Here is a 23,145-nt window from a genome sequence, read left to right on the forward strand (position 1 = left end):
GTCCCCCGCCTTGTAGTGATCACAATCACTCCGTTACCTGCGCGTGCTCCCCATATACTTGCAGCTGCAGCATCTTTCAACACCGTGATATCTTTGATATCGTTCGGATTGATATTGTCAAGGCTGCCATTATAAGGGAAATTATCGAGTATGATCAATGGCGCATAAGCCTGTGTTGAATTTGTACCAGCCATCCCCACGGTACTGATACCACGTATCTGTACAGGCACAAAAGGGTCCTTCTTCTGAAACAGCACTCCTGGCACCGTTCCATCCAGCCTCGTCAATATATCCATTCCTGCCCTTCTGTGAAAGGCGGCACTGTCCAGCTGACTGAAAGAACCCACCATTTTTTCCTTACTCACCTGCTGATATCCTGTACTTACTACAACCGCCACCGGCACCAGCTCATTCACTTTATTCTGTAACATTATCACCAGCGGCTCACTCTGTGCAGTCACCTCCCTGCTCGCGTATCCCACACTGGTTACCACAATCACCGCCCCGTCAGTTACATTACGGAGAGTGAAGGTGCCCGTTTCATCGGTGAAAGTCACATTCTTCGATTCCTTTACACTCACCGTTGCACCCATCACGGCATCGCCCCTTTGATTGGTAACAATGCCTTTTACCACCCGGGGCCCCTCTAACATGATATCTGCAGGAGCTTTCTTTTTGATCACCACGTATTCATCCAGCAGCGTGTAGGTGAGCGGCTGGTCCTTCATCACCAGTTCCATCACCTTCTGCAGGGATTCATTGCGCACTTCGATGCTCACTTTCGTGGCACGCTGCAACAGGTCTTTTGTATAAATGAAATTGATACCGGTCTGCTTCCTGATTTCGGAAAACACAGATTCCAGTGAAGCGTTTTTGAGCGAGATGGTGATCGGTTGTTCCTGTTCCCGGGCGGAAACGGTATGGGAGGAAAAACAGTAAAAGACAATGATCATGGCTATTCTCATATGCCTTTTATGCAGCAAACGGGCAACCGGTAATACGCCTCCTTTCCGGGCGCACATGCCAATCCGTTCACCGCCAGAATGAATGCGAAAGCTCATCGTAGCGTTGTTTTGGGTTGTAAATGTTGTTACGGCATTGTCGAATAAGGATATTGCCAATGCCGGAAAAACCGGCAATGAAAGGATTGGTTTATGGTTACATGGTCTCTTATCTGCTGATGGTCACAGTATTTCCCGTTATATTGAAATGCACTTCACCAGTGAGTTCCAGCAATTGCAATAGCTTCGACAATGGCTCATCCCTCCTGATCACACCCACAAAATCACTTGTGATCTCCGCATCATATTTTACTTTTACATTGTACCATCTTTCCACCAGTTTCATGATGGATGGTAACTTCGATCCATTGAAGATAAAAAGCCCATTCTTCCAGGCGATCTCAGCTTCAACGTCCGCAGCCTGCACTTTGGTAATACCGGCAGCATTGATCCTTGCCTGGGAACCGGGCTGCAATACAACCCTTCCTGCACCATTGCTCACAGCAATACTCCCTTCAACAAGGGTTGTTCTCGTATATTCTTCATCGTTATAATCTGACACATTGAAACAGGTGCCCAGCACTTCCATCCTTGCATGCGGGCTCTGCACAACAAACTGACGGGCGGGGTCCTTCGCCACTTCAAAATAAACCTCTCCACTTGCTTTCACCATTCGTTCATTACCTGTGAATGCAGAGGGAAACTGAATATAAGAAGCTGCGTTCAGCCACACACGTGTGCCATCTGGCAATAGCACCCGGTAGGTACCGCCATTAGGAGTGGTTACTGTATTAATGGAGATGACTGTATTATTTGTGGAATTCTGATATTCTAGCAGGCCATTGCCGTTACTGAGCAGGTTGCTGCCGGAAACCGCAGTTCGCAGGGTATCCAGTATTATCGGTTTCCCATCTCCGATAGTCAGTATTGCTTTACTTCCACCTGGCAGCACATCCTCTGCAAAGCGCTGCTGTGATTCCTGCACGGCAACAGGCGGGGAAAATTGCCTGGTCAGGATCAGCCAGGTTAGCGCCGACAGGAATAGCAGAACGGCTGCTGCTGCAGCCCATCTGACGGGGGGATGTATATTCTTTACAACAGCAGGTGGGGTGGCAAATTCAGGATGTCTGCTGCAGAATCTTTCATATCCTTCCTTCCAGTCGATATCATTCATCCGGTTGAGCAGCGTGTTGATCCCAGGCTCTTCAAATCTTTGCATGAACTGACGGTTGGCCGGGTCGGCCGACAGCCATTGGTCCAACTCCCTGCTTTCATCAGGGGTCAGTTGGTCCTTTAAGAATTGCCGGATCAGGTAGCCTGTTCTTGTCATGCTGAGTTTTTACGCATAATCCCTTCCTTCCCACCATTGGGGGAAACATGCATCGTTCAATAATCTTCTGAGAATCTAACAATGAGCGTGTGAAAACGCCTAAAGCGAAAGCCGGATTTTTTTTTGCGGGACAACTCAATATAAAGGAACAACAGGAGCAGATACCGCTTTCTCCTGCACCATCAGCTGCAGCAATAACACGGCAGGCATTAACCCCTTACGCAATAAACGGCTCTGTAACAATTGTATCGCACGGGCTTTCTGGTTGCGGACAGTTTTGATGCTCAGGCCCATCCGGTCTGCAATCTCCCTGGTATCCAACTGCTGGAAATACAAGAGCTTGAAGATCTGACGGCATTGGTTGGGAAGCTCTTCTATCTCAATGAGGATACTGTGCAGTACCTCGGACTCTATAAGGCCATAATCCCTGGTCTCATCCACCGGATGGTGCAGGTATTGCAGTTCCTGCTGGGAGCGGGCGTCCACTTTCAGAGACCGCAGGTAATTATAACAGGCATTGCGGGTAGCCACATACAGGAATGACCTGATATTGGGCAGGCTCTCGAAATCACTCCGCTTTACCAGCACCTTCTCGAAACACTCCACCACTATATCTTCCGCCTCCTCCCGGTTCTGTATGATGCCAGTGGCAAAATACACGAGAGGACGGTAAAGCAGCCGGAACAGGCCGGAAACGGCATGGGGATCACCCTGCCGGAAAGCAGTCAAATCGAAATTATTATCCTCAGCAATCATAGCAATGGGTGGTGTCCGGGAGCCTTATTCCCGGAATGAGGCCTAAATCTACAAAAAAACTTCATCCGCCCAGCCCCGAAGGAAGTGACGGATGTTTTGTTAATTCTCCTGATTTTTTGTAAATTACGAGTAACGATTCTTCACCAAAACATCAATGCTTTATGAACAAAAAAGTTACCGACATCTTACTTAGGAAGGGCAGTAATATCACAACCGTAACCCCTGGTACTTCTGTGTTGGAAGCATTGCAGATCATGGCTGATCAGAACATCGGTTCTGTGATGGTCATGGAGAATGGAAAGTATTTAGGCATCATGACTGAACGTGACTATTCCCGGAAGATCATCCTGAAAGGAAAATCTTCAACCGACACCACCGTGAATGATATCATGACCTCCGATTTCCCGCGGGTAACTCCGGCAGATTCCATCGATTATTGCATGCAGCTGATGTCCGACAAGAATATCCGCTACCTGCCTGTATTTGAACTGGAACATGTGATCGGCATCATTTCCATTAACGACGTGGTAAAGGAAACCATTCTCAGTCACGAAGAAACCATCACGCAACTGAAGGATTACCTGCACAGCAGCCGGTAATACCTGCACCATATTGCCTCAGGCAACAGAGCCCTCTTACCGGAGGGCTTTTTTATCGCTCAACCTTATTCCTAATTTAAACAATCAGAAATGGAACATTACCTGAACAAGAGTGGCACCTCCCCTATTACCAGATTCAAGATCGAAGCACAGAAAGTCACCGTCTGGTACAACGACGACACCTCTTACACTTACAGCTACGCACGCGCCGGCCAACCCATTGTAGACAGGATCAAAGAACTGGCCATCGCAGGAGAAGGCCTCGCCACCTATATCTCCCGGCAGGCGAAATTCCTGTATGATCATAAAATAGATAAACCCGGCACCTAAGCACCGGGTATACCCATCATAAAACTTATTTATACACTTATTTCAGGGTCTTTTTCAGCACTTCCACCAGTCCTTCATGATAGATATAAGGGCCAAAATTGGGTGTCCCGGATCTGTTAGCTACGAATGCGATCATCTTTCCATCCTGGTCCATCAGGCCAAAGGCAGGAACGCTGCCCAGTTTGAACACTCCGTCCATTATCTTATCAAAATCATCAGACCCATGAAGCCAGTTCACTTCATGCTGCGCAATTACTTTTTTCCAGGTCTCTTTATTCTCCTTCTGGGTAATGCCCAGGATACCCAGACCTTTACCTTTCCACTCTTTGTACAGTTCTTTCATGTATGGGAACTCTCCAATGCAGGGCCCGCACCATGTTCCCCAGAAATCGATGAGCGTTAATTTATTCTTTGCTGCAATCTCTTTCATGGTCATTACTTCACCGGTTGACATCGTCAACTTCAAATCAGGAATTTCAAGACCTTCCCTGATCACTTTACTTAGTTTATTGTTTTTAATAGCATCAGAAAGCATAACCCCGTAGTAGCTGTTTTTAGAAACCGTAGTCATCTTTTCAAACAGGGATTCCTTCTCAGATTTTGTCATGGCATCATTCTGCAGTAATGCAAAGGGAGTATAAAGATCATCATGGCGCTCTGAGATATATTTCATGATCGTTGCATTGAGCTCGGCCGTTTTGGTTTCGGCTTTGATAGCTTTTGTAACGAACTCTTTGTAAGCATTCATTTGTGCCGTACCGTTAGACCCGGTGGTATTGACTTTCGGCCAGGTTTCCAAACTTCCTGACACGGTCAATTTCTCGTTCCTGCTGAGCAGCAGCAACAGCTTCTGTTTGGAGCCTTCCACCAGGATGGCGAAGCGCTGACCATCTCCTCCGGCAGTTCCCGTAAAAGTGGCGTTTTCACTTTTAGATTGAGTAACAGCTACTGTATCGTTGAAACTTTTTCTCGGATCTGCAGCATCCGCCGCTTTCATGGTTACGAGGTAAATATTTTTACCATCAGCAAGTCCTTTAAGTGTAAGATTGATGCTGAAGCTGCCTTCGCCAGGTAATTTGCCGGCCATTGAAAGGAACGGGCAAACAAGGAAAATCAAAAGAGCAATTTGAATGCGTTTCATGACTGTAATATTGATCACTGAAAAATGAAAGAATGTTTTATCAGATGTAATGATCAAAATAAGTGCAGAAACAAAAAAATGAAATTTGATTCACCCTGGTATAAAAACGCCCTCCTGGATACAGGAGGGCCGCATATAATAAACTAATTAATAACTATTTAGAAGATTTCTGTTTTTCAGCTTCGAGATTATCTTTTTCTGTAACAACCACCAGATCTCCAAGGTCAACAGTGATCGGCATCAGGCCAAGCTGTACTACAGCCTTGCGGCCCCTGATCTCTTTCACTTCACCAACCTGGTGATTTTTCTTCATCAGCACTTTATTGCCCACCACTATCTCTCCACCAACCTGATCATATTTTGATCCGATCTTCTTTTTCACTTTTTCATTGGCATGCTGCTGGTTTTGCTTGAAGAGCAGGATCTGCAATTGTTTGATCAGCTCTTTGCGATCTTCTGTAACCTCCGTTTTACGCCAGTCCAGAACAATCTGTTTGAGCTTCCGCTCCATGTCCTTCAGGTAAGCGATCCGGTCTTCCGTGATCTTGTTCTGGTGTTTCAGCAGTTCCACCTGCTGGTGATGTTTCTCTTTATTGATGAGCGCTTCCATTTCCTTACGCATCCGTTCATTTTCTCTCAGCGCTTTGTTGAGTTCTTTCTCTTTCTTCTCTATCTCACGAAGGTCCTGCTCCGTTCTGTTGAGCAGTTTATCCAGTCTGAAATGATCATCATCCACCAGTTTACGTGCACGTTCTATGAGCGAGGGCGCAAGACCGATCCGTTCCGCAATGCTGAAAGTATAGGAGCTGCCCGGTTTTCCGATGATGAGCTTGTACAGCGGCAACAGGTTCACTTCATCAAATGCCATGGCGCCGTTGATGATGCCGGGCGTTTTATTACCCATCACTTTCAGGTTGAGATAGTGAGTGGTAACAATACCGATGGCATGTTTCTTCACCAGTTCTTCCATGATCACTTCCGCGAACGAGCCGCCGAGATTGGGATCAGATCCGCTTCCGAGCTCATCTATGAAGAAAAGCGTTCTGCCATTCGCATTCTCGATCATATGTTTCATATGCTTGAGGTGCGAACTGTAGGTACTCAGTTCAAACTCCAGGCTCTGCGTATCCCCGATATGGATCATCATCTGCTTGAAGATGCCGAATTCGGAAGTGGGGTGCACAGGCACCAGCAGTCCTGCCTGAACCATGATCTGCAGCAATCCTGCGGTCTTCATGGTAACGGTCTTACCACCGGCATTGGGCCCGGAGATCACCAGTATCCTGTCTTTCTCATTCAGGTTGATATAAGTGGGAATGGTGGGCTTCTGTGAACGCAGGTTGTACAGGTACAGCAGCGGGTGATAGGCTTCCACCAGTTTGATGAGCCCTTTATCCGAGAGCAATGGAAAATTTCCATTTACATCCACGGCCAGTTTCGCCTTTCCACGGATGAAATCATATTCGCCCAGGATATCGTGATATACTTTGAGCAGGGGCGCATATACGCTCAGGCGAGAAGTGAGCTCGCGCAGAATGCGGTATACTTCCCGGCTCTCTTCATTTTCGAGGGCGAAGATATCATTGTTGAGCTCGATGGTTTCTTCGGGCTCGATGAAAGCCGTTTTACGGGTATCGCTTTCTCCATGAAGGATCCCTTTTACCTGTCTTTTCTGTTCTGCAAACACCGCCACCACCCTTCTTCCATTGAGAAAGGCTTCTTCAATATCGGCTACATATCCCTGTTTGCCCAGGTTTTTGATGATACGGTCGAACATCCGGCGCAGTTCATTGCGTCTGCGGTACAAACTCATCCTGATATTTCCGAGTGCCTCGGAGGCGGTATCTTTCACTACGCCGGTTTCATCCAGCACTTCATCGATCATGGCGAGGATGGTTTTCTCGTAGTAGGTTTCTGCAATCACCTTGCTGAGAGCGGGATAGGCCAGGCGGCGGTCGTTATCAAACCAGCGGAAGATCTGTTGCAGGCCGTCTGCCAGCTTGCGTATCTGGATGAACTGATCGCCTGCCAACACAGCTCCGGGAATGGCCAGGAGCCTCAGTTCCCGGCTCAGGTTGAGTACATGATCATTGGGGAAATACTGGCCGTGCTGAACAATCAGTTTGTATTCATGACTTTGCCGGAGTTCCAGCTCGATGAATTCTTTTCGGGTGTGAATACGGAGATCCTCTGCTTTTTCTTTGGCATACATGCTCTTACAATGTTCTACCAGCAAAGCCTTCACTTTATCAAACTCCAGCTGCACGAGGGCGGATCCGGGGAAAAACTTCATAATGCTAATATAATTCTTTTACAGTCTGCAAAGGTAACACAAGTTTGGGGATTCCTCTGTTGCTCGCGGGTGCGGAAATGACGGTTATTTGCCCGCTTCTGGCGGGCACCGTGTGGCGGGAGACGAACAAATACAGTCCAGTTGCCGGGAGGAGAGCAGGTGCGGGCTACCGTAAGTGAACCATTCATTTGCTGAAATTGTTTTTACTGCGTATTATTGAGGTTTGGCACCACGTAAAATCCGTCCTTTTGAAGCTATGCCTGCATTTTTGTTAACCTAATGGTAATTGGCAGTCAGCCGCCTGAAACCTTGGCTAACTTTGTACATTATGGAAACAGGCATGAATGTTCTAATAAACCGAAGTGGTATGAAACTGATGTTTACGCAGGCGCTCGTTTCTATTTCGCTGTTGTCCTGTGCGTTAAGAGAAAGTCCGCAAAAAAATATGAGCAACGATCTGATGGCTAACTCCCTGACGGGCAGTAGCACTACGTCCCGTAAGATTGATACGGCCACACTGGGCACCGGTTGTTTCTGGTGCACCGAAGCTGTGTTTCAGCAGCTGAAAGGCGTGTTAAAGGTTACCTCCGGGTACAGTGGCGGCGCAGAAGTAAATCCAACTTATAAAGAAGTATCAACGGGTACTACCGGCCATGCAGAAGTGATTCAGATCGTATTCGATCCCGCTGAGATCAGTTTTGACGACCTGCTGGAAGTATTCTGGCAAACCCATGATCCCACCACGCTGAACCGCCAGGGCAATGATGTAGGCCCGCAGTACAGAAGCGTCATCTTCTTTCACGATGCCGAGCAGAAAGCTAAAGCAGAGAAGTATAAAAAGGCGCTGAATGAAAGCGGAGCATGGGATAAACCGGTGGTAACCGAAATATCTCCCTACACCGCTTTCTATAAAGCTGAGGACTATCACCAGGATTATTACAACAATAATGGCTCACAGCCTTATTGCTACTACGTGATCCGTCCGAAACTGGAAAAATTCCAGAAAGTATTCAAGAGCAAGCTCAGATAGTGATTACTTAATTCCCAGTAATTCCACTTCAAAGATCAGCGTGCTGTTCGGGCCGATCTGTGCACTCACCTGCCTGTCGCCATACCCGAGATGCGGCGGAATGAAGAAGCGCCATTTGCTGCCGAGCGGCATCAGGGCAACGCCTTCTGTCCAGCCCTTGATCACCGCGCTGAGCGGGAAAGAAGCCGGTTGACCACGCTTAACAGAGCTATCAAACACAGTTCCATCGATCAGTGTGCCATGATAATGGCAGGTAACGGTATTGGCAGCAGTGGGCTTAGCACCCGTTCCCTCAGTGATCACTTCATATTGCAGTCCGCTGGGAAGCGCTATCACGCCTGGTTTCGCCTTATTGGCCTCCAGGAATTCCTGTCCGGCTTTGAGGTTGGCATCGGATTTCTCTTTCTTCATCTGGAATAATTTATCTGAAATACCCATATGTATAATTTCCTGCGAAATTAAGGATTTGCATTTTTCTGCAGCCAGGTGCGTCGCAGTTCCAGCAGGTTGAGACCGTTAGGGATGAATTCCTGCACCTTCAGTTGCTCCAGGTGGATCACTTCATCGTACCAGAGTGGCACCACTGGTGCATCTTCCACGATCAGCCTGTCCATCTGCTGGTAAAGTGTGTACCTCAAAGAATCATTTTCCGTAACCAGGGCTTTTTCATACAGTTTATCGAATGCGGGGTTCCGGTACCGTGTATAATTGGGTGGTGCGGGATTTTTTCCATAAAAAACACTTAGGTAATTCTCTGCTTCGGGATAATCCGCAATCCAGCTGCCTCTGAAGAACAACGCCTCCGATTTGGCAGTCTGCTCCAGCAGCAAAGCCTTCTGCACCACTTCCACCTGGATCTTTATCCCTGTTTCTTCCAATTGCCTGGCTATGAAACTGGCCAGGTCCGCATAAATGGGCACCGTCAGCAGTTTGATGGAAGGCAGCCCTTTTCCATCAGGGAAGCCGGCATCCGCCAGTAGCTTCCGGGCTTTTTCCGGATCGTAGGTATATCCTTTCACGATATTGGGATCGAAGCTGGGAAAACCTGCCGGTACAAAACCGCTTTCCGCGGGCGTACCGATGGAATTGCGCAGGTACATCATCATCTTTCTCCTGTCGAACCCGTAATTGATGGCCTGGCGGATGGCTTTGAGCCTGAGCGGACTCTGCTTCACCACAGCTTTGCTGCTGTCTACCAGGATACCCAGGTATTCTGTATTGAGATAAGGATGTTTGCTCAGACGGATCTTACCCTCCCAGTCTTTCCGAAGTACGCCGTTTTTAGTAAGCACTTCATCTTTGAAACTGGGATCGATATCGTTGATGAAATCCAGCTTGCCCTGGCGAAAAAGCAGGAACTCCGTGGCGCGGCTATCGTAAAAGGAGATCTTGATGCCATCCAGCCTGGGCAGAGGTTCACCTGCACTGTCCTTTTCAAAATACCGGGTATTACGGTGAAGGATAAGCGCTTGCCCTTCTTCCCATGCTTTGAAAACAAAGGGTCCCGTACCACAGGGATGATTCCGGAAATCGTGGCCATATTTTTCCACTACTTCCCTGGGGACCACGGAACAGTATTTCATGCTGAGCAAACCAAGCACCGGTGTAAACGGACGGATGAGTGTCAGCTGAAATGTGGAATCATCCAGTGCTTTGAAACCATTTTCGGGATCGATGCGGTCGTTGAAGATCCAGGCGCCGCTGCTGGCAGTGGCCGGATCGATGATACGCCGGAAACTATACTCTATATCAGTGGCTGTCATCTTTCTTCCCCTCCCTCCGGGAAAGACCTCATGATCATGGAAATACACATCCTGCCTGAGATGGAAAGTGTACACTTTCCTGTTATCCGACACGTCCCAGCGGTAAGCCAGTGATGGTACGATCCGCAGGCCATCGTCTGTTTCCACCAGTGTATTGTACAACTGATGAACGGCCCAGATGATACTTTGGTTCTTGGCGAAAGCGGGATCCAGCGTGGCAATGCCGGTGGCTTCATTGTAATGGAATACCTGTTGCTCACTGCCCTTTCTTCCGGAGCAGGAAACGAGCAGTATCAGCAGCCAACAGGAAAAGATGAGATAGGGAATACGCATAACTGGGACCTAATTTAATGAAACAACCTATATTAGAGGTTTAAAATTTTTCACGTGATGTTGTCACAACCTCATAACCGGAAGCCGCTGTTGGCGGGCAGCCTTATCTGCGCTGGATTTCTCGCGCTTTTCAGCCTGAGCTGCACCGCGCAACCACTCAGTTCAAAAAAATCATTCACACGCCAGGATACGCTTCGTGGCAGTATTACACCTGAACGTGCCTGGTGGAATGTGTTGAAATACGCCATCACGGTTGAGCCTGATTTCAATTCAAAGACCATCAGGGGTTCCAATACCATTCAGTTTGCCGTATTGCAGCCAGGTACCAAAATGCAGATCGATCTGCAGCAGCCGATGGAAATCCTGTCTGCAAAATGGAAAAATAACAGTCTTGAATTCAGGAGGGACGGTAATGTATATTACCTGCAATTCCCATCCGCGCCTGCAGCCGGAACTACTCAATCCATCACCATTGAGTTCGGCGGAAAGCCCCGCGAGGCGCAACGACCACCATGGGATGGCGGCTGGATCTGGCGGAAAGATGCCAAAGGCAACCCCTGGATGAGCGTGGCCTGTCAGGGTCTCGGCGCCAGTGTATGGTATCCCTGTAAAGATCATCAGAGTGATGAGCCGGACCAGGGTGCTGCCCTGAGCATGATCGTACCTGACGACCTGGTGGGTGTTGGCAATGGAAAGCTTATTTCCAAAACACCTGACGGCAATGGTAAAACGAAATACAACTGGGCAGTGACCAACCCTATCAATAATTATAATATCGTTCCTTATATCGGTAAATATGCACACTGGCATGAAGTGTACAATGGAGAAAAAGGAAAACTGGACTGTGATTTCTGGGTATTGGAGAGCAACCTCGAAAAAGCGAAATCGCAATTCAAACAGGTGCCTGCCATGCTGAAATGTTTCGAGCACTGGTTTGGCCCCTACCCTTTTTATGAGGACAGTTACAAGCTGGTTGAATCCCCCCACCTGGGCATGGAACACCAGAGTGCCGTGGCCTATGGCAATAAATACCAGAATGGCTACCTGGGCACGGATCTCTCCGGCAGCGGCTGGGGACTGAAATGGGATTTCATCATCATCCACGAGAGCGGTCATGAATGGTTTGCCAACAATATCACCACCAACGATATTGCAGACATGTGGGTGCATGAAGGTTTCACCAACTACTCGGAGTCACTCTTCACAGAATGTGAATACGGTAAGCAGGCAGGCGCTGAATACGTGATCGGGCTGCGCAAGAACATCGCCAATGATATTCCTGTACAGGGGCCTTACGGTGTGAACCAGGAAGGCAGTGGTGATATGTATTACAAAGGAGCCAATATGATCCATACCATCCGCACCATCATCGATAATGATGAATTGTTCAGGGACATCCTCCGCGGCCTCAATAAAGAATTCTATCACAAGACCGTTACAGCCACGCAGGTGGAAGAATATATCAATCAAAAATCAGGTAAGGATTTCAGCAAAGTGTATGAGCAATACCTGCGCACCACAAAGATCCCCCAGCTGGAATTCAAGACCAGGAAAGGCGAAGTGGAATTCAAATGGACCAATGTGGTGGATGGCTTTGATATGCCTGTGAAAGTGGATCTCGGAGGACAATGGAAATTACTGCAGCCTACCACTGAGTGGCAAAGCCTGAAACTGGCCGACTGGCATACAGGTGAAGTCTTCAAGATTGACAGCAACTATTACGTAACACCTAAGAGGGTCCATTAATAAAATAATAGCCAGATAAAAATGCCTCCTGCAAAATATTGCAGGAGGCATTTTTTTGTCCTGCTGCCATCGTTCTTCCATAATCGGATTCATGCTTCTCAATACACAACTTAAACTACAAAGCGGGCCTCCTATACCGTTTTCCATTTGCAGATCAGGGTTTGCTAATTATTTTAGCAAGTTCGCTAATCAAATAATTAACATTATGTACTTAAATCCAGGCAGATGGCTCAAATGTTGGCCATTTCCAAGAAAAATCCTGATCGGCTGTGCATTGCTGTTACAGGTGTCGCAGTCTTTAGCTCAGCTAAAGATCAACTCACCCGTTGATAACCTGATCCCTCCTTCCCCTGAGGCTTCGGCATTGGGGAAATATGTATCGGTTCCTGTGGGTTTATACACCGGTGTTCCGGAAATTACCATTCCCTTGTTTGAGTTGAGGTCCGGCGATCTTTCTTTACCCCTTTCCTTTTCGTACCACGCAGGTGGCCATAGGGTGGATGAATTTGCAACCCGCACAGGGTTGGGCTGGACACTCAATGCTGGTGGTGCAGTGAGCAGGTCCATTGTAGGAAGTGCAGATGAGTATGGGCCTCACGGGTTGATTGAGAACTCTAAAACAATGAACCCTTCCAATTTCTATGTAGGCTCAGGCGCAGAAGTGTTTGAACGCTATATGAAAGTAACAGCCTGTACAGATGTTTCCCCCGATCAGTTTACATTCAGTGTGAACAATATCAGCGGGAAATTTGCCTTCAACTGGGGGCCTCAGCTGGCTGTTGCTTCAGAGAGAAAGGTGAAGATAAGGCCATTGTTCATTCCAGGCCCTTCCGCCGGGGCTTTTATTCCCGGTTGGGAGATCACTGATGATAATGGGAATACTTATACATTTGAAGCACAGGAAACTTCACAGGCATTCATAACGGGCATATACACCTGCAACTATATCACTCCGCCTGTTACCAGCTGGAATATAACAAAAATGAGATCTGCCAGTGGGCATGAGATGACCTTTACTTACCAGCCCTATTCCATGGAATATACTATCCTGGCTTCTGAATCAGCCATGCACAGACTGGGGGCGGAAAATGACATGCCTTCCCGCACTTTGCAACCGATGATCGTGAAAGGACATTATCTGAGCGAGATAAATACATCGGAAGGTTATACAGCAAGGTTTATTCCGGGTACAATTAAGAGAACAGATCTGCCTGGCTCTTCAGAAGGTACTTTTCCATTGGAAGAAGTGATCATCACCAACAGAGATGGAAAAGTGATCAGGCATGTAAAAGCGGGATATGATTATTCACTCGGCAGGCTCACGTTGAAACAATTGCAGGAACTACCTGCTCCCGGAAGCTCGGATGCAGTAAAACCTCCTTACAGTTTCAGTTACAGGGGAGGATTGCCGGCTATTCCTCAAACCGGCGCAATAGGCTTTTATGCGCAGGATCACTGGGGATTTCCCAATCATAACACCAAAAGTTCCCTGTTGCCCACCTACACCGTAATGGTGAATGGCAGTGAAAGAACATGGGCAGGAGCTGACCGCTCTACTTCAGCAACCGGAACTTTGTCAGGCCTTCTTACAGGCATTACCTATCCTGCGGGAGGCAAAACAACGTTTGACTATGAAGCTAATGATTACAGCTATGTTTCTTCTACCCCGGTGATGGCGGCTGAGAAAATTAAAAAGAGCGGCTTCTCAAGGCACCCTGGGAATGGAGAGCCTGTGTTTGACAATTCGAGACATTATACAAGGGTTCCTTTTACCATCAATAATCCTGTCAATCCCGAAAAACCTGTAAAGGTTAAAATTTCGGTAAGTATGGGATATTGTACCAAAGAAGGCGGCTTTGGAGATGCGCATTTTGGTCCCGCTGCTGCTATCCTGCACCAAAATGGCGAACCTGCGAGAGTATACCATTACCAACCAAATTCCATCTCAGATTCCGTTTATCTTATGGCCGGAGATTACTTTATTGAAACTTCCACCTGGCATTTGCAGTGTAGAAACCTCGGCTGGGACAATTGTACTGCATCCATTACCTGGGAAGAAGAAGTTGGCTATACTCGCGCCAATAAACTGGCAGGGGGAGCCAGGATCAAAAGTATCACTGACTTTGACGGCATCGATCATGCCAATGATATCATACGCAGTTTCAAATACCGCCTGCCGGGCGCTGATTCAGCTCTGTCAAGTGGAGTGATCGGCGTTGAACCGAAGTATGAATACACCATGTACCTGCATGAAGGAGACGAGTACTCTCCGATACTCAACCAGGTAATGTACACATGCCGCCAGTCTTCAAGCGTAGTGCCGGCAGCTCATACAAAAGGCAGTCATATCGGTTACAGCCATGTAGATGTTCTGAACGGTTACAGAGGCGAAGGTGGCATGTCTTCATCCCGGTTCACCACTTTCAGAGATTACAATGACGTACTGAAGGTTGATTTCCCTTTTGCTCCTCATACTTCTTATGACTACAAAAGAGGCCAGTTGATAAGCCAGACGGATTACAAAAACGAAAATGGGAATTTCATTCAGGTAAGAGTTACTGAAAATGATTATTACAATGAGGCCGACCAGGTAGTAGGTTATAAAGTAGGCAAACTCATTGGCGGCGGAGGCCCATGGAGCCCGATATTCCTCAATCGTTTTGCTGCAGATGATTACAGGGTGGTGCTGGGAATCAGCAAAATCAAAAGCACCAAAATCAGCGATTATGAGAACGGACGTGTTTACACAAGGGAAAAGCAATTCCAGTATGACCCGAAGCTGCAGTATCTGTTGAAGGAAACCTCCCCTATCCACGAGAATAAGAAACTGGTTACAGAGTATGCCTACGCAGATCAATACCAGGTTTCAGGTGGCATTCTGGCTGAAATGAAAGCAAGGAACATCATCGCTCCTGTAATTGAAGAAGTAAGGAAAGAACAAGCGGCCGATGGTACTGAAAAGGTATTAAACGCTTTTTTCAACCGTTACGCCATGCACAACGGAAGACCCGTGCTGTCATCCATTTCACAAACGGAATCAGCAACTCCCATTTCAGATCTGCAGCTATCCCTCAATAACGGCGGAAATTCCGACACACGCTATTACAGGGAAATCTCCGGTTACAACAGTTATAACAACAGCGGAAAACCTTTGCAGGTAAGCGGTTCAGGAAACGATACAGCCTGCATGATCTATGCATACAGGAATTTACTTCCTGTTGCCAGCGTAGTTAATGCAACACAGGACCGTTGTGCATTCACAGGTTTTGAAACGGAAGAACAGGGTAACTGGAACTACACTGAATATCCTGACAGCCATTCACTGGAAAGCCATACCGGCAACCGGAGTTTTAAGGGCAGTCTTTACAGCCAGTTCCTGCCTTCGGGGAAATACATCATTTCCCTTTGGGCGAGGTCAGCAACCGGCGGAACTGTTACGGTGAATGGCATTGCCAGGGCAGCAAGTACCAACTGGAAACGCCTTCAGTGGGTGATCGATGGCCCCGGAAGGATCACTGTAAACACAGGCGGATCCTGGATAGATGACCTGCGCCTGCACCCTGCAGAAGCGCAAATGAAAACCTTCAATTATATCCACGGCATCGGACTCAGCTCAGTTACGGATGAGAACCATCAGTCTGTTTACTATGAATACGACGGATATGGCAGGCTCAAAATCACCCGGAACAACGAAGGGAATATCACCCATCATTACCGTTACCAATACAAGTAATGCTCCCTATCAAATGATGAAAACAATGAAAAGAAATAATAAAAACCGAATCATATCGCAGGCAGCCTATTTGTTGCTACTGCTATCATTGATCTGTTCCACCCCTGTTCTTGCACAGGATGTGGAATACAATATATCCGGTGAAACGCAGGTATGCGAAGGCGTTAGTTACAGTTATGGTACTGATGCGCCGGGAAACCGCTGGCGCTGGACTGTAACCGGTGGATCCATCCAGGGCAGCTCAACGGCCAGTACGGTGTCCGTAAAGTGGAACAGCAGTGGGGTCCGGAAACTTTATGTAACAGTGTCCAATACAAGGATCGAAATGGAGAACAGGGCGGAAACGGAAGTGTTCACCCGCACCATTTTGCCAGGTTCCATCAGCGGTAACACAACCATTTGCCGGAACACGCCAGCTGTTCTTTCCTTAACAGGGAATAACAATCCTGTACTGCGATGGGAATACAGTGCAGATGGTATTAACTGGACCATACTGAATAATTCCACCCACAATCTCACTTCACAACCGCTCAGTCAGTCAACACAATTCCGGGCAGTGACCAATGCAGGATCCTGCGGCCTTCATTATGCCACCGTTACGGTAAACCTGAAAGGGCCGGATGCACCGGCTGCCTTCAATGTATGGACAAATTGTGCCGGTATTGCCGTACTGAGCACCACCAGCTCCGCACCTGCTTACCGTTGGTACAATAACAATGGAGAGCTGGTACAAAGTGGCAATCTTAATACTTTTACCACCCCGGTGCTGAATAATAACACTATCTATTATGTAAGCGCCATTATTGACGGATGCGAAAGCCCCCGAACGGCAATCACTGCTCTGACGGTACCTGCGCCCGGAGCAGCCGCCTTTACCTATAGCTGTAATACAACTTCCCTTTACATCAATGAGAACAATGCTGATTTCACAAACTACTGGCAAACCACTGCAGATGGAATTTCAACGGTAAATGCTTCAACCAGTTATTCCACCACACAACCAGGAACCATCTACCTGAGAAAAAGAAGGAACCTGACCGGCTGCTGGAGTCCGGCAAAAGCCTATCCAATTACCATTGAACCAGGTTTACCTCCGGTTCCTGTTGCCACCAGTCAATGCAGCACTGTTGTACTATCCATACAGCAACCTGTAGACGGAACAGGAAAAACCTACTACTGGCAAAATTCTGCCGAAGGCACTTCCATGACCAGCAAGGAAACAGAAAAACTGATCACAACTTCCGGCAAATACTACCTGCGCACCTACTGGTCAATATTGGGTTGCTGGGGACCTGCACTGGAAATTCCGGTATCAGTATCGGCAATTTGCCTTGAAGGACAGAACAGGAATTTTATCATGAAGCAGGTGATCAGAAAAGACGGGATTCGTGCAGAAGCAGAACTGGATGCTCTTTCAGTAAGGGATAATGCAAGACTGATATCTTATACTGATGGCTTTGGCAGAACCATTCAAACAGTGGCGGTTCAGGGCTCCTGCAGTGGAAAGGATATTGTGAAGCCTCAGGCTTATGATCAGATGGGAAGGGAAAGAAGACACTATCTTCCTTATACCACTGATGCAAAGGGGCGTTTTCAGGCAGATCCTTTCAATGCTCAGTTATCATTTTACGCGGCAACCGGAGCAGACAGAAGCACTACCACGCACCCCTGGTCAGAAACGGTATTTGAAAACTCCTCGTCAGACAAAGTGATTGAGGAAGGCAAACCAGGCGAAGCCTGGCAACCAGGTACGGGCCATACTCTACGGACAATGAAGTATGCAAATGCAGCCGGTGAAGTCCCCCGCTGGATCTTTAATGAGTCTGCCGGATTAGCCAGCGCATCAGGTTTTTATGCCCCAGGAGATATCCTGATCACACAAAAAACAGATGAAGACAATGTGAAGTCATGGACTTGTACCAATAAATTGAACCAAACAGTAATGGAAAAAAAGGAGCTGAATGCTTCTGAAACCATCGTATCAGTTACTGTTTTCGATGAACTGGGCCGTGCAAGGATCATCATCCAGCCTGAAGGTATGCGGGAAATAAACAGAACCGGTAGTGGTACCATTACACATGACTTCATTTCCAAATGGTGCTTCACCTACACATACGATGAAAAAGGAAGGACTATCAGCAAAAAAGTCCCCGGTGCAGCCCCGGTGTATTTTGTATACAACAGAAAAAATAAACTGGTACTTCAGCAAGATGGCGAATTGCGTAAAAGAAATGCATGGATATTTACCAAGTATGATGCAATGGGCCGGGAGATCATGAGCGGGGAATTTATTGATGCAGCATCCCGCAACAGAGATCAATTACAGCTTATGACAGATGCAGGCGGGCAGTTTGAAGAACGAACTGCCGGAAATCCAGCTGGCTTCGGCTACACAGTTGACAGAAGTTTTCCCACACTTAATGCAACCTCCACTATTCTGACTGTGAACCATTATGATGATTATGATTTCGACAATGACCCGTCCACTACCGACGCATCCTTTATTACAGGTCAACTCTCAACAGACCCCGTACCCGATGCAACAAACATCAATAAAGTTACCGGTACAAGAGTAAGAGTGCTGGGAACCGAAACGATGTTGCTCAGTTCTGTATTCTACAATAATAAAGGTCAGCAAATTCAGAAACAGTCGGCCAATTATCCTTCAGGCAGGGAAGTCCTCACCACACGTTATGATTTTAACGGGCTCACACTTGAAGGAAGCTACAGGCATGAAGGCTACGGAACTCCCTTCACAGTTTACAAAACCTATATTTATGATCATGCAGGCAGAGCCACTAAAGTTCAACAGCAGGTGAATGCGCAGCCTATGTTCACTGTTGCAGACCTGAGTTACAACGAAGCAGGCGAGCTGACACGTAAAGTACTGGCTCCGGAATTCAACAACGGCACGGGACTGGAAACGCAGATCAAAGAATACAATATCAGAGGATGGAGCACAGGGATCAACCGGTCGTATGCAAAAGACAAAAGTGACCAAACACATTATTTCGGTTATGAGCTCGGTTATGACCAGACAGCTGTTACCAATGGAAACAATGTAATCGGAAACTATGGACCAGCACTCTTTACTGGCTCTATTGCAGGAACAACCTGGAAAACGAAAGGTGATAACGAAATCAGAAAATACAGATTCCAGTATGATAATTATAAAAGGCTGCTAATTGCTGATTTCGACCAGTACACCGAAGGCAGTTTCAATAAATCTGCAGGAATGGACTTTAGCGTTGAAATGGGAAATGGATCAGACCCGGCATCGGCATATGACCACAATGGAAATATTCTTGCCATGACCCAGAAAGGCAGGAAACTTTCCGGCGCAGCAGTGATAGACCAGCTCAGCTATCAGTATGGAAATGCAGGCAACCTGTTGCAATCTGTTACTGATGCCGCTAATGACAAGGATAGTAAATTGGGCGATTTCCATTATGATCCCACAACCAAAACCACAGTGGATTACCAATATGATCTAAATGGAAATATCTTGTCTGATGGAAATACAGGGATCAGTTCAATCACCTACAATTATCTCAATCTGCCTTCAAAAATAGTTGTAAAAGACAAAGGCCAGATAGAATATGTGTATAATGCAACCGGAGAGAAACTGGCAAAGATCGTGACTGACAATACTGTTTCTCCTGTAAGAAAAGACTCTACAGTTTATTTGAGCGGTTCAGTGTACAAAAATGATACACTTCAGTTCTTTCCTCATGAAGAAGGACGGGTAAGATTTGTACCAGCAGACTCACTGACAGGAAAGAACGATACCTGTTATTTTGATTTTTACCTGAAAGACCACCAGGGAAATATCAGGATGGTACTGACAACAGAACAGCAACAGGACCTCTACCCTGCTGCTACCATGGAAACAGCTAGCCGGGCAACTGAAGAAACACTTTTTGCCAATCTTGCACAAACAGCAATCCCCAGACCTGCTGCTTATCCGGCGGATAATTATACATCGCCCAATGATATGGTAGCTGTTGTTAATGGAAGCGGCAAAAAAATCGGGCCTTCCATTGCCATCAAAGTAATGGCTGGTGACAAATTCAGTTTACGTGCCAACAGCTGGTACCTTTTGCAGGGCGGTTCCCCTGCCACTCCGGTAAATCCGCTCACTGACCTCCTTACAACTATGAGCAGCAGTGTGGCAGGAGCCGCAGGTAAGATCGGAGCAGCGCAATTACAAACAAACCCTAACCTGAATTCAGGCATACTACAGTTCCTCTCTTCGCGCGACAGTGAAGGTTCATCAAAACCTAAAGCGTATCTGAGCTGGATTCTTCTGGATGAACAATTCAACTATGTGCCAGGTGGTTCAGGAGCTGAACAGGTTGACGCATCAGATGTGCTGAAAACCTTTGTAAAAAGCAATTTACCTGTTACCAGGAACGGATATCTCTATATCTATTGCAGCAATGAAACACCTAACCAGGATGTATTCTTTGACAACCTGCAAGTAACACACACAAGAGGTCAGATCCTGGAAGAGACACATTACTATCCTTTCGGACTGACTATGGACGCCATTTCCAGCAGGATCAACAAAACACCTTATATCCGGAATAAATATGGCATTACCGGAAAAGAGTTACAGAATAATGAATTCAACGATGGAAGCGGCCTTGATATTTATGATTTCGGCGCCAGGATGTATGATCACAAGACAGGTCGATTTATGATGATAGATCCGGAAGCAGAATCATACAAGAAATGGTCGCCGTACAATTATGTAATGAATAATCCGATCAAACATATCGATCCCGATGGCAGGGAAGTAACAGTTGCACATGATGCTTCAGATGAATTCAAAGCAGCATTTGCTCAAGCTGTTGAGTTCCTGAAATCAAAAGGAGCCGGTGAGCTATATACGTTATTGAAAAATGACAAGGACATCAACATTATCGTATATGAGGAAACGGATGAAAAGAACGTGAGCAGGTACGCAATAAGTCGCGTGGGCTGGCAACATAAAAAAGGTGGTGAAACGACGGCGAGAAATAAGAACAACAGGAATGAATATTATTATATGAGCCCTGCTGAAATTCTGAACCATGAATTTGCTCATGCCATACATCACCTGAAGCCTAAGGATATGCCAAAAGCGATGAAGGAAAAAGTAGAAAAAATGACGAGTGATGAATTTGCAGTAGACCAGGAAACGATAACAGCACAGAAATTAAAAAAGCTGGAAAAAAATAAGGTCACCCGTAAAAACCACGAGGGCAGAACATTTGATGTAACAGATCCTTTATCTGACATGGACCCAATAAACAGGCTTGAAAATAAGATTTTTGAATATGAAATGGATGAATTCTTCACACCAGGCTCTACAAATCCAGATAAATTGGCAGAAATGAAGAAAAAACTGAAAGAGATGAAAGCTGCTGCTGAAAAGTTGAAACAACAGCACTTGAAGGGAGGACCCAAAAAACCAATCCCTGTAGCGCCTGATAAATAATTGCGCAAACCCTTATAACAAAACGGCGGCTCGTTTGAGCCGCCGTTTTGTTATTAAATAAAAAGATATTTTATTTCACTCTCCCACACCCTGCAAACGTTCTCGCATAATAATTATCATTGAGATCATTGATGATCACGCCTGAAGAGGTGGACGCATGAACAAATTTATTATTACGTAAATACACACCCACATGCGAGATCACTTTCTTTTTTCCATTGGTACGGAAAAATACCAGGTCCCCCTCCTGCAGATCGTTTTTGCTAATGCGTTTGCTGTTCTCGTACTGAGAAGCGGAAGTACGGGGTACCCCGATATCATACAGGGCAGCAAGGAAGGTTTTAGCGAATGCCGAGCAATCGATGCCGGATTTATCGTTACCACCGTAGCGGTATCTGGTCCCATACCAGTTCTCTATAAAATCGAAGAGCTTGCCATCAGTGATGGTTTCCACGGGAACATCCAGCAGGATCGCATATTTGAAGGCCATCGGGGCAACACCTTCCATATTGGAGGCAGGCGCTATCAGGGTGGGGTAACCACTCTCGGTGCGTGTGCCATGGAAATCCTTGCTGTTGATGGAAATATTCTCAATGAATTTCGGGGGATGATGGGAAGCTTTGGCATTCGCCGCTGCTGACCCGCCAGCCGGAGCGCCGCTGGAGTTTGATCGCTTGCTGGAACCACAACTGGCAGCGCCAAATGCGATCGTTGCCGCCAATAAAGCATTCTTCACAATGTAGGACATCGTTCAAACCGGGTTAGTAATCCGGCAAATATAACAAATACATTGCCAAAAGGAACACGTAGAGTGCCCAGCCGCTTGCCTCTGGCGAGTAACATTTATTTGTTCGCCTCCGGCGAACACCGTGTCGCCGGAGACAACGGAATAGAAGTCACTCGCGGGGACGCGAGCCACCTGGCACACCCTGCATGAATTGTGGATTAAAATTGTGCTTCATTTCGTGCCAGTTCAGGAACTTTGTAACGTTATTTGCTGTTTGATTGTTGATACAGAACGAACCGAAGATTATGTGTAAATTCTCGCATCTCCACGTCCATACCCAGTTCTCTTTACTCGATGGAGCCGCCTCCATCCAGAGTCTCTATAAAAAGGCCATCAAGGATGGCCAGCCTGCCATTGCCATCACCGATCACGGCAATATGTTCGGCGCCTTCGAATTCGTTTCCGAAGCCTACAAGCATAAAAATGACGATGGCACCCTGAAAGTGAAGCCCATCGTAGGCTGCGAATTCTACGTGGTGGAAGACCGTACACGCAAGACCTTCACCAAAGAGCAGAAAGACGAACGTTATCACCAGGTATTGCTGGCTAAAAACGCAACAGGCTACCAGAACCTCATCAAACTTACCTCCCTCGGTTATATCGAGGGTATGTATTCAAAATATCCCCGGATAGACAAGAAGCTGATCGAACAGTACCACGAAGGACTGATTGCCACTACCTGCTGTATCGGGGCCTATGTTCCGCAGACCATCCTCCATGATGGAGAAGATGCAGCCGAAAAAGAATTCAAATGGTGGCTCGATCTCTTCGGTGAAGATTATTTCATCGAACTGCAGCGCCATGATATCAAAGAACAGATC

General features: G+C 46.9%; 15 protein-coding genes. 7 read left to right on the plus strand and 8 right to left on the minus strand.

Annotated features, from left to right (window positions below; all coding sequences use genetic code 11):
- From ACTHMC_RS10480 to ACTHMC_RS10490, 3 genes are all read right to left on the minus strand, one after another.
- On the minus strand, positions 1–1,061 hold a 1,061-nt coding region (locus ACTHMC_RS10480), incomplete at its 3' end, for a carboxypeptidase-like regulatory domain-containing protein (RefSeq protein WP_440413064.1).
- 109 nt (positions 1,062–1,170) lie between these two features.
- Complete coding sequence (locus tag ACTHMC_RS10485; protein WP_440413065.1) at positions 1,171–2,331, minus strand: FecR family protein; 1,161 nt, start codon at positions 2,329–2,331, stop codon at positions 1,171–1,173.
- A gap of 135 nt (positions 2,332–2,466) precedes the next feature.
- Positions 2,467–3,087, minus strand: a complete 621-nt coding sequence (locus ACTHMC_RS10490) for an RNA polymerase sigma-70 factor (RefSeq protein ID WP_440413066.1) — start codon at positions 3,085–3,087, stop codon at positions 2,467–2,469.
- Positions 3,088–3,248: 161 nt separating this feature from the next.
- Between ACTHMC_RS10490 and ACTHMC_RS10495 the strand changes: the two genes are divergently transcribed.
- Positions 3,249–3,686: a CBS domain-containing protein gene (locus ACTHMC_RS10495; RefSeq protein ID WP_440413067.1), complete on the plus strand. Its 438-nt coding sequence runs from the start codon at positions 3,249–3,251 to the stop codon at positions 3,684–3,686.
- A gap of 90 nt (positions 3,687–3,776) precedes the next feature.
- A complete protein-coding gene (locus tag ACTHMC_RS10500) occupies positions 3,777–4,016 on the plus strand; it encodes a hypothetical protein (protein ID WP_440413068.1) in 240 nt (79 codons plus the stop codon).
- 37 nt (positions 4,017–4,053) lie between these two features.
- Here the strand turns inward: ACTHMC_RS10500 and ACTHMC_RS10505 are convergent, their stop codons facing one another.
- Together ACTHMC_RS10505 and ACTHMC_RS10510 are read right to left on the minus strand one after the other, a co-directional pair.
- Positions 4,054–5,157, minus strand: a complete 1,104-nt coding sequence (locus ACTHMC_RS10505) for a TlpA family protein disulfide reductase (RefSeq protein WP_440413069.1) — start codon at positions 5,155–5,157, stop codon at positions 4,054–4,056.
- Between the two features lie 154 nt (positions 5,158–5,311).
- Complete coding sequence (locus tag ACTHMC_RS10510) at positions 5,312–7,450, minus strand: endonuclease MutS2 (RefSeq protein ID WP_440413070.1); 2,139 nt, start codon at positions 7,448–7,450, stop codon at positions 5,312–5,314.
- A 367-nt stretch (positions 7,451–7,817) separates the two neighbouring features.
- Between ACTHMC_RS10510 and msrA the strand changes: the two genes are divergently transcribed.
- Positions 7,818–8,480: a peptide-methionine (S)-S-oxide reductase MsrA gene (msrA, locus tag ACTHMC_RS10515; RefSeq protein ID WP_440413071.1), complete on the plus strand. Its 663-nt coding sequence runs from the start codon at positions 7,818–7,820 to the stop codon at positions 8,478–8,480.
- 3 nt (positions 8,481–8,483) lie between these two features.
- On the opposite strand, the gene ACTHMC_RS10520 is transcribed toward msrA, so the two are convergent.
- Together ACTHMC_RS10520 and ACTHMC_RS10525 are read right to left on the minus strand one after the other, a co-directional pair.
- Positions 8,484–8,918, minus strand: a complete 435-nt coding sequence (locus tag ACTHMC_RS10520; protein WP_440413072.1) for an FKBP-type peptidyl-prolyl cis-trans isomerase — start codon at positions 8,916–8,918, stop codon at positions 8,484–8,486.
- A gap of 20 nt (positions 8,919–8,938) precedes the next feature.
- On the minus strand, positions 8,939–10,576 hold the full coding sequence (locus tag ACTHMC_RS10525) for an ABC transporter substrate-binding protein (RefSeq protein WP_440413073.1): 1,638 nt from the start codon (positions 10,574–10,576) through the stop codon (positions 8,939–8,941).
- A gap of 57 nt (positions 10,577–10,633) precedes the next feature.
- Here ACTHMC_RS10525 and ACTHMC_RS10530 point away from each other — a divergent pair, with 57 nt between their 5' ends.
- From ACTHMC_RS10530 to ACTHMC_RS10540, 3 genes are all read left to right on the plus strand, one after another.
- The gene (locus ACTHMC_RS10530) at positions 10,634–12,322 is read left to right on the plus strand and encodes a M1 family metallopeptidase (RefSeq protein WP_440413074.1); all 1,689 of its coding nucleotides are present in this window, start codon (positions 10,634–10,636) and stop codon (positions 12,320–12,322) included.
- A gap of 205 nt (positions 12,323–12,527) precedes the next feature.
- The gene (locus ACTHMC_RS10535) at positions 12,528–16,055 is read left to right on the plus strand and encodes a hypothetical protein (protein WP_440413075.1); all 3,528 of its coding nucleotides are present in this window, start codon (positions 12,528–12,530) and stop codon (positions 16,053–16,055) included.
- Entirely contained in the window at positions 15,985–21,537 is a 5,553-nt protein-coding gene (locus ACTHMC_RS10540; RefSeq protein WP_440413076.1) for a DUF6443 domain-containing protein, read from the plus strand. The genes ACTHMC_RS10535 and ACTHMC_RS10540 overlap by 71 nt, the downstream gene beginning before the upstream one ends.
- A 70-nt stretch (positions 21,538–21,607) precedes the next feature.
- Here ACTHMC_RS10540 and ACTHMC_RS10545 read toward each other — a convergent pair whose 3' ends face one another.
- Positions 21,608–22,285 (minus strand): C40 family peptidase, encoded by a 678-nt coding sequence (locus tag ACTHMC_RS10545; protein WP_440413077.1) that lies wholly within the window; start codon positions 22,283–22,285, stop codon positions 21,608–21,610.
- A 284-nt stretch (positions 22,286–22,569) separates the two neighbouring features.
- Between ACTHMC_RS10545 and ACTHMC_RS10550 the strand changes: the two genes are divergently transcribed.
- On the plus strand, positions 22,570–23,145 hold a 576-nt coding region (locus ACTHMC_RS10550; RefSeq protein ID WP_440413078.1), incomplete at its 3' end, for a PHP domain-containing protein.

It is taken from the genome of Pseudobacter sp. (assembly GCF_051955275.1).
GTDB lineage: Bacteria > Bacteroidota > Bacteroidia > Chitinophagales > Chitinophagaceae > Pseudobacter.

Excerpts from the sequence above, each read along its gene's own strand:
- ACTHMC_RS10485 (WP_440413065.1), bottom strand. The coding sequence starts at position 2,331 with ATGACAAGAACAGGCTACCTGATCCGGCAATTCTTAAAGGACCAACTG.
- ACTHMC_RS10535 (WP_440413075.1), top strand. The coding sequence starts at position 12,528 with ATGTACTTAAATCCAGGCAGATGGCTCAAATGTTGGCCATTTCCAAGA.
- ACTHMC_RS10520 (WP_440413072.1), bottom strand. The coding sequence starts at position 8,918 with ATGGGTATTTCAGATAAATTATTCCAGATGAAGAAAGAGAAATCCGAT.
- ACTHMC_RS10490 (WP_440413066.1), bottom strand. The coding sequence starts at position 3,087 with ATGATTGCTGAGGATAATAATTTCGATTTGACTGCTTTCCGGCAGGGT.
- ACTHMC_RS10540 (WP_440413076.1), top strand. The coding sequence starts at position 15,985 with ATGGCAGGCTCAAAATCACCCGGAACAACGAAGGGAATATCACCCATC.
- ACTHMC_RS10495 (WP_440413067.1), top strand. The coding sequence starts at position 3,249 with ATGAACAAAAAAGTTACCGACATCTTACTTAGGAAGGGCAGTAATATC.
- ACTHMC_RS10510 (WP_440413070.1), bottom strand. The coding sequence starts at position 7,450 with ATGAAGTTTTTCCCCGGATCCGCCCTCGTGCAGCTGGAGTTTGATAAA.
- msrA (WP_440413071.1), top strand. The coding sequence starts at position 7,818 with ATGAAACTGATGTTTACGCAGGCGCTCGTTTCTATTTCGCTGTTGTCC.
- ACTHMC_RS10545 (WP_440413077.1), bottom strand. The coding sequence starts at position 22,285 with ATGTCCTACATTGTGAAGAATGCTTTATTGGCGGCAACGATCGCATTT.
- ACTHMC_RS10530 (WP_440413074.1), top strand. The coding sequence starts at position 10,634 with ATGTTGTCACAACCTCATAACCGGAAGCCGCTGTTGGCGGGCAGCCTT.
- ACTHMC_RS10500 (WP_440413068.1), top strand. The coding sequence starts at position 3,777 with ATGGAACATTACCTGAACAAGAGTGGCACCTCCCCTATTACCAGATTC.
- ACTHMC_RS10505 (WP_440413069.1), bottom strand. The coding sequence starts at position 5,157 with ATGAAACGCATTCAAATTGCTCTTTTGATTTTCCTTGTTTGCCCGTTC.
- ACTHMC_RS10525 (WP_440413073.1), bottom strand. The coding sequence starts at position 10,576 with ATGCGTATTCCCTATCTCATCTTTTCCTGTTGGCTGCTGATACTGCTC.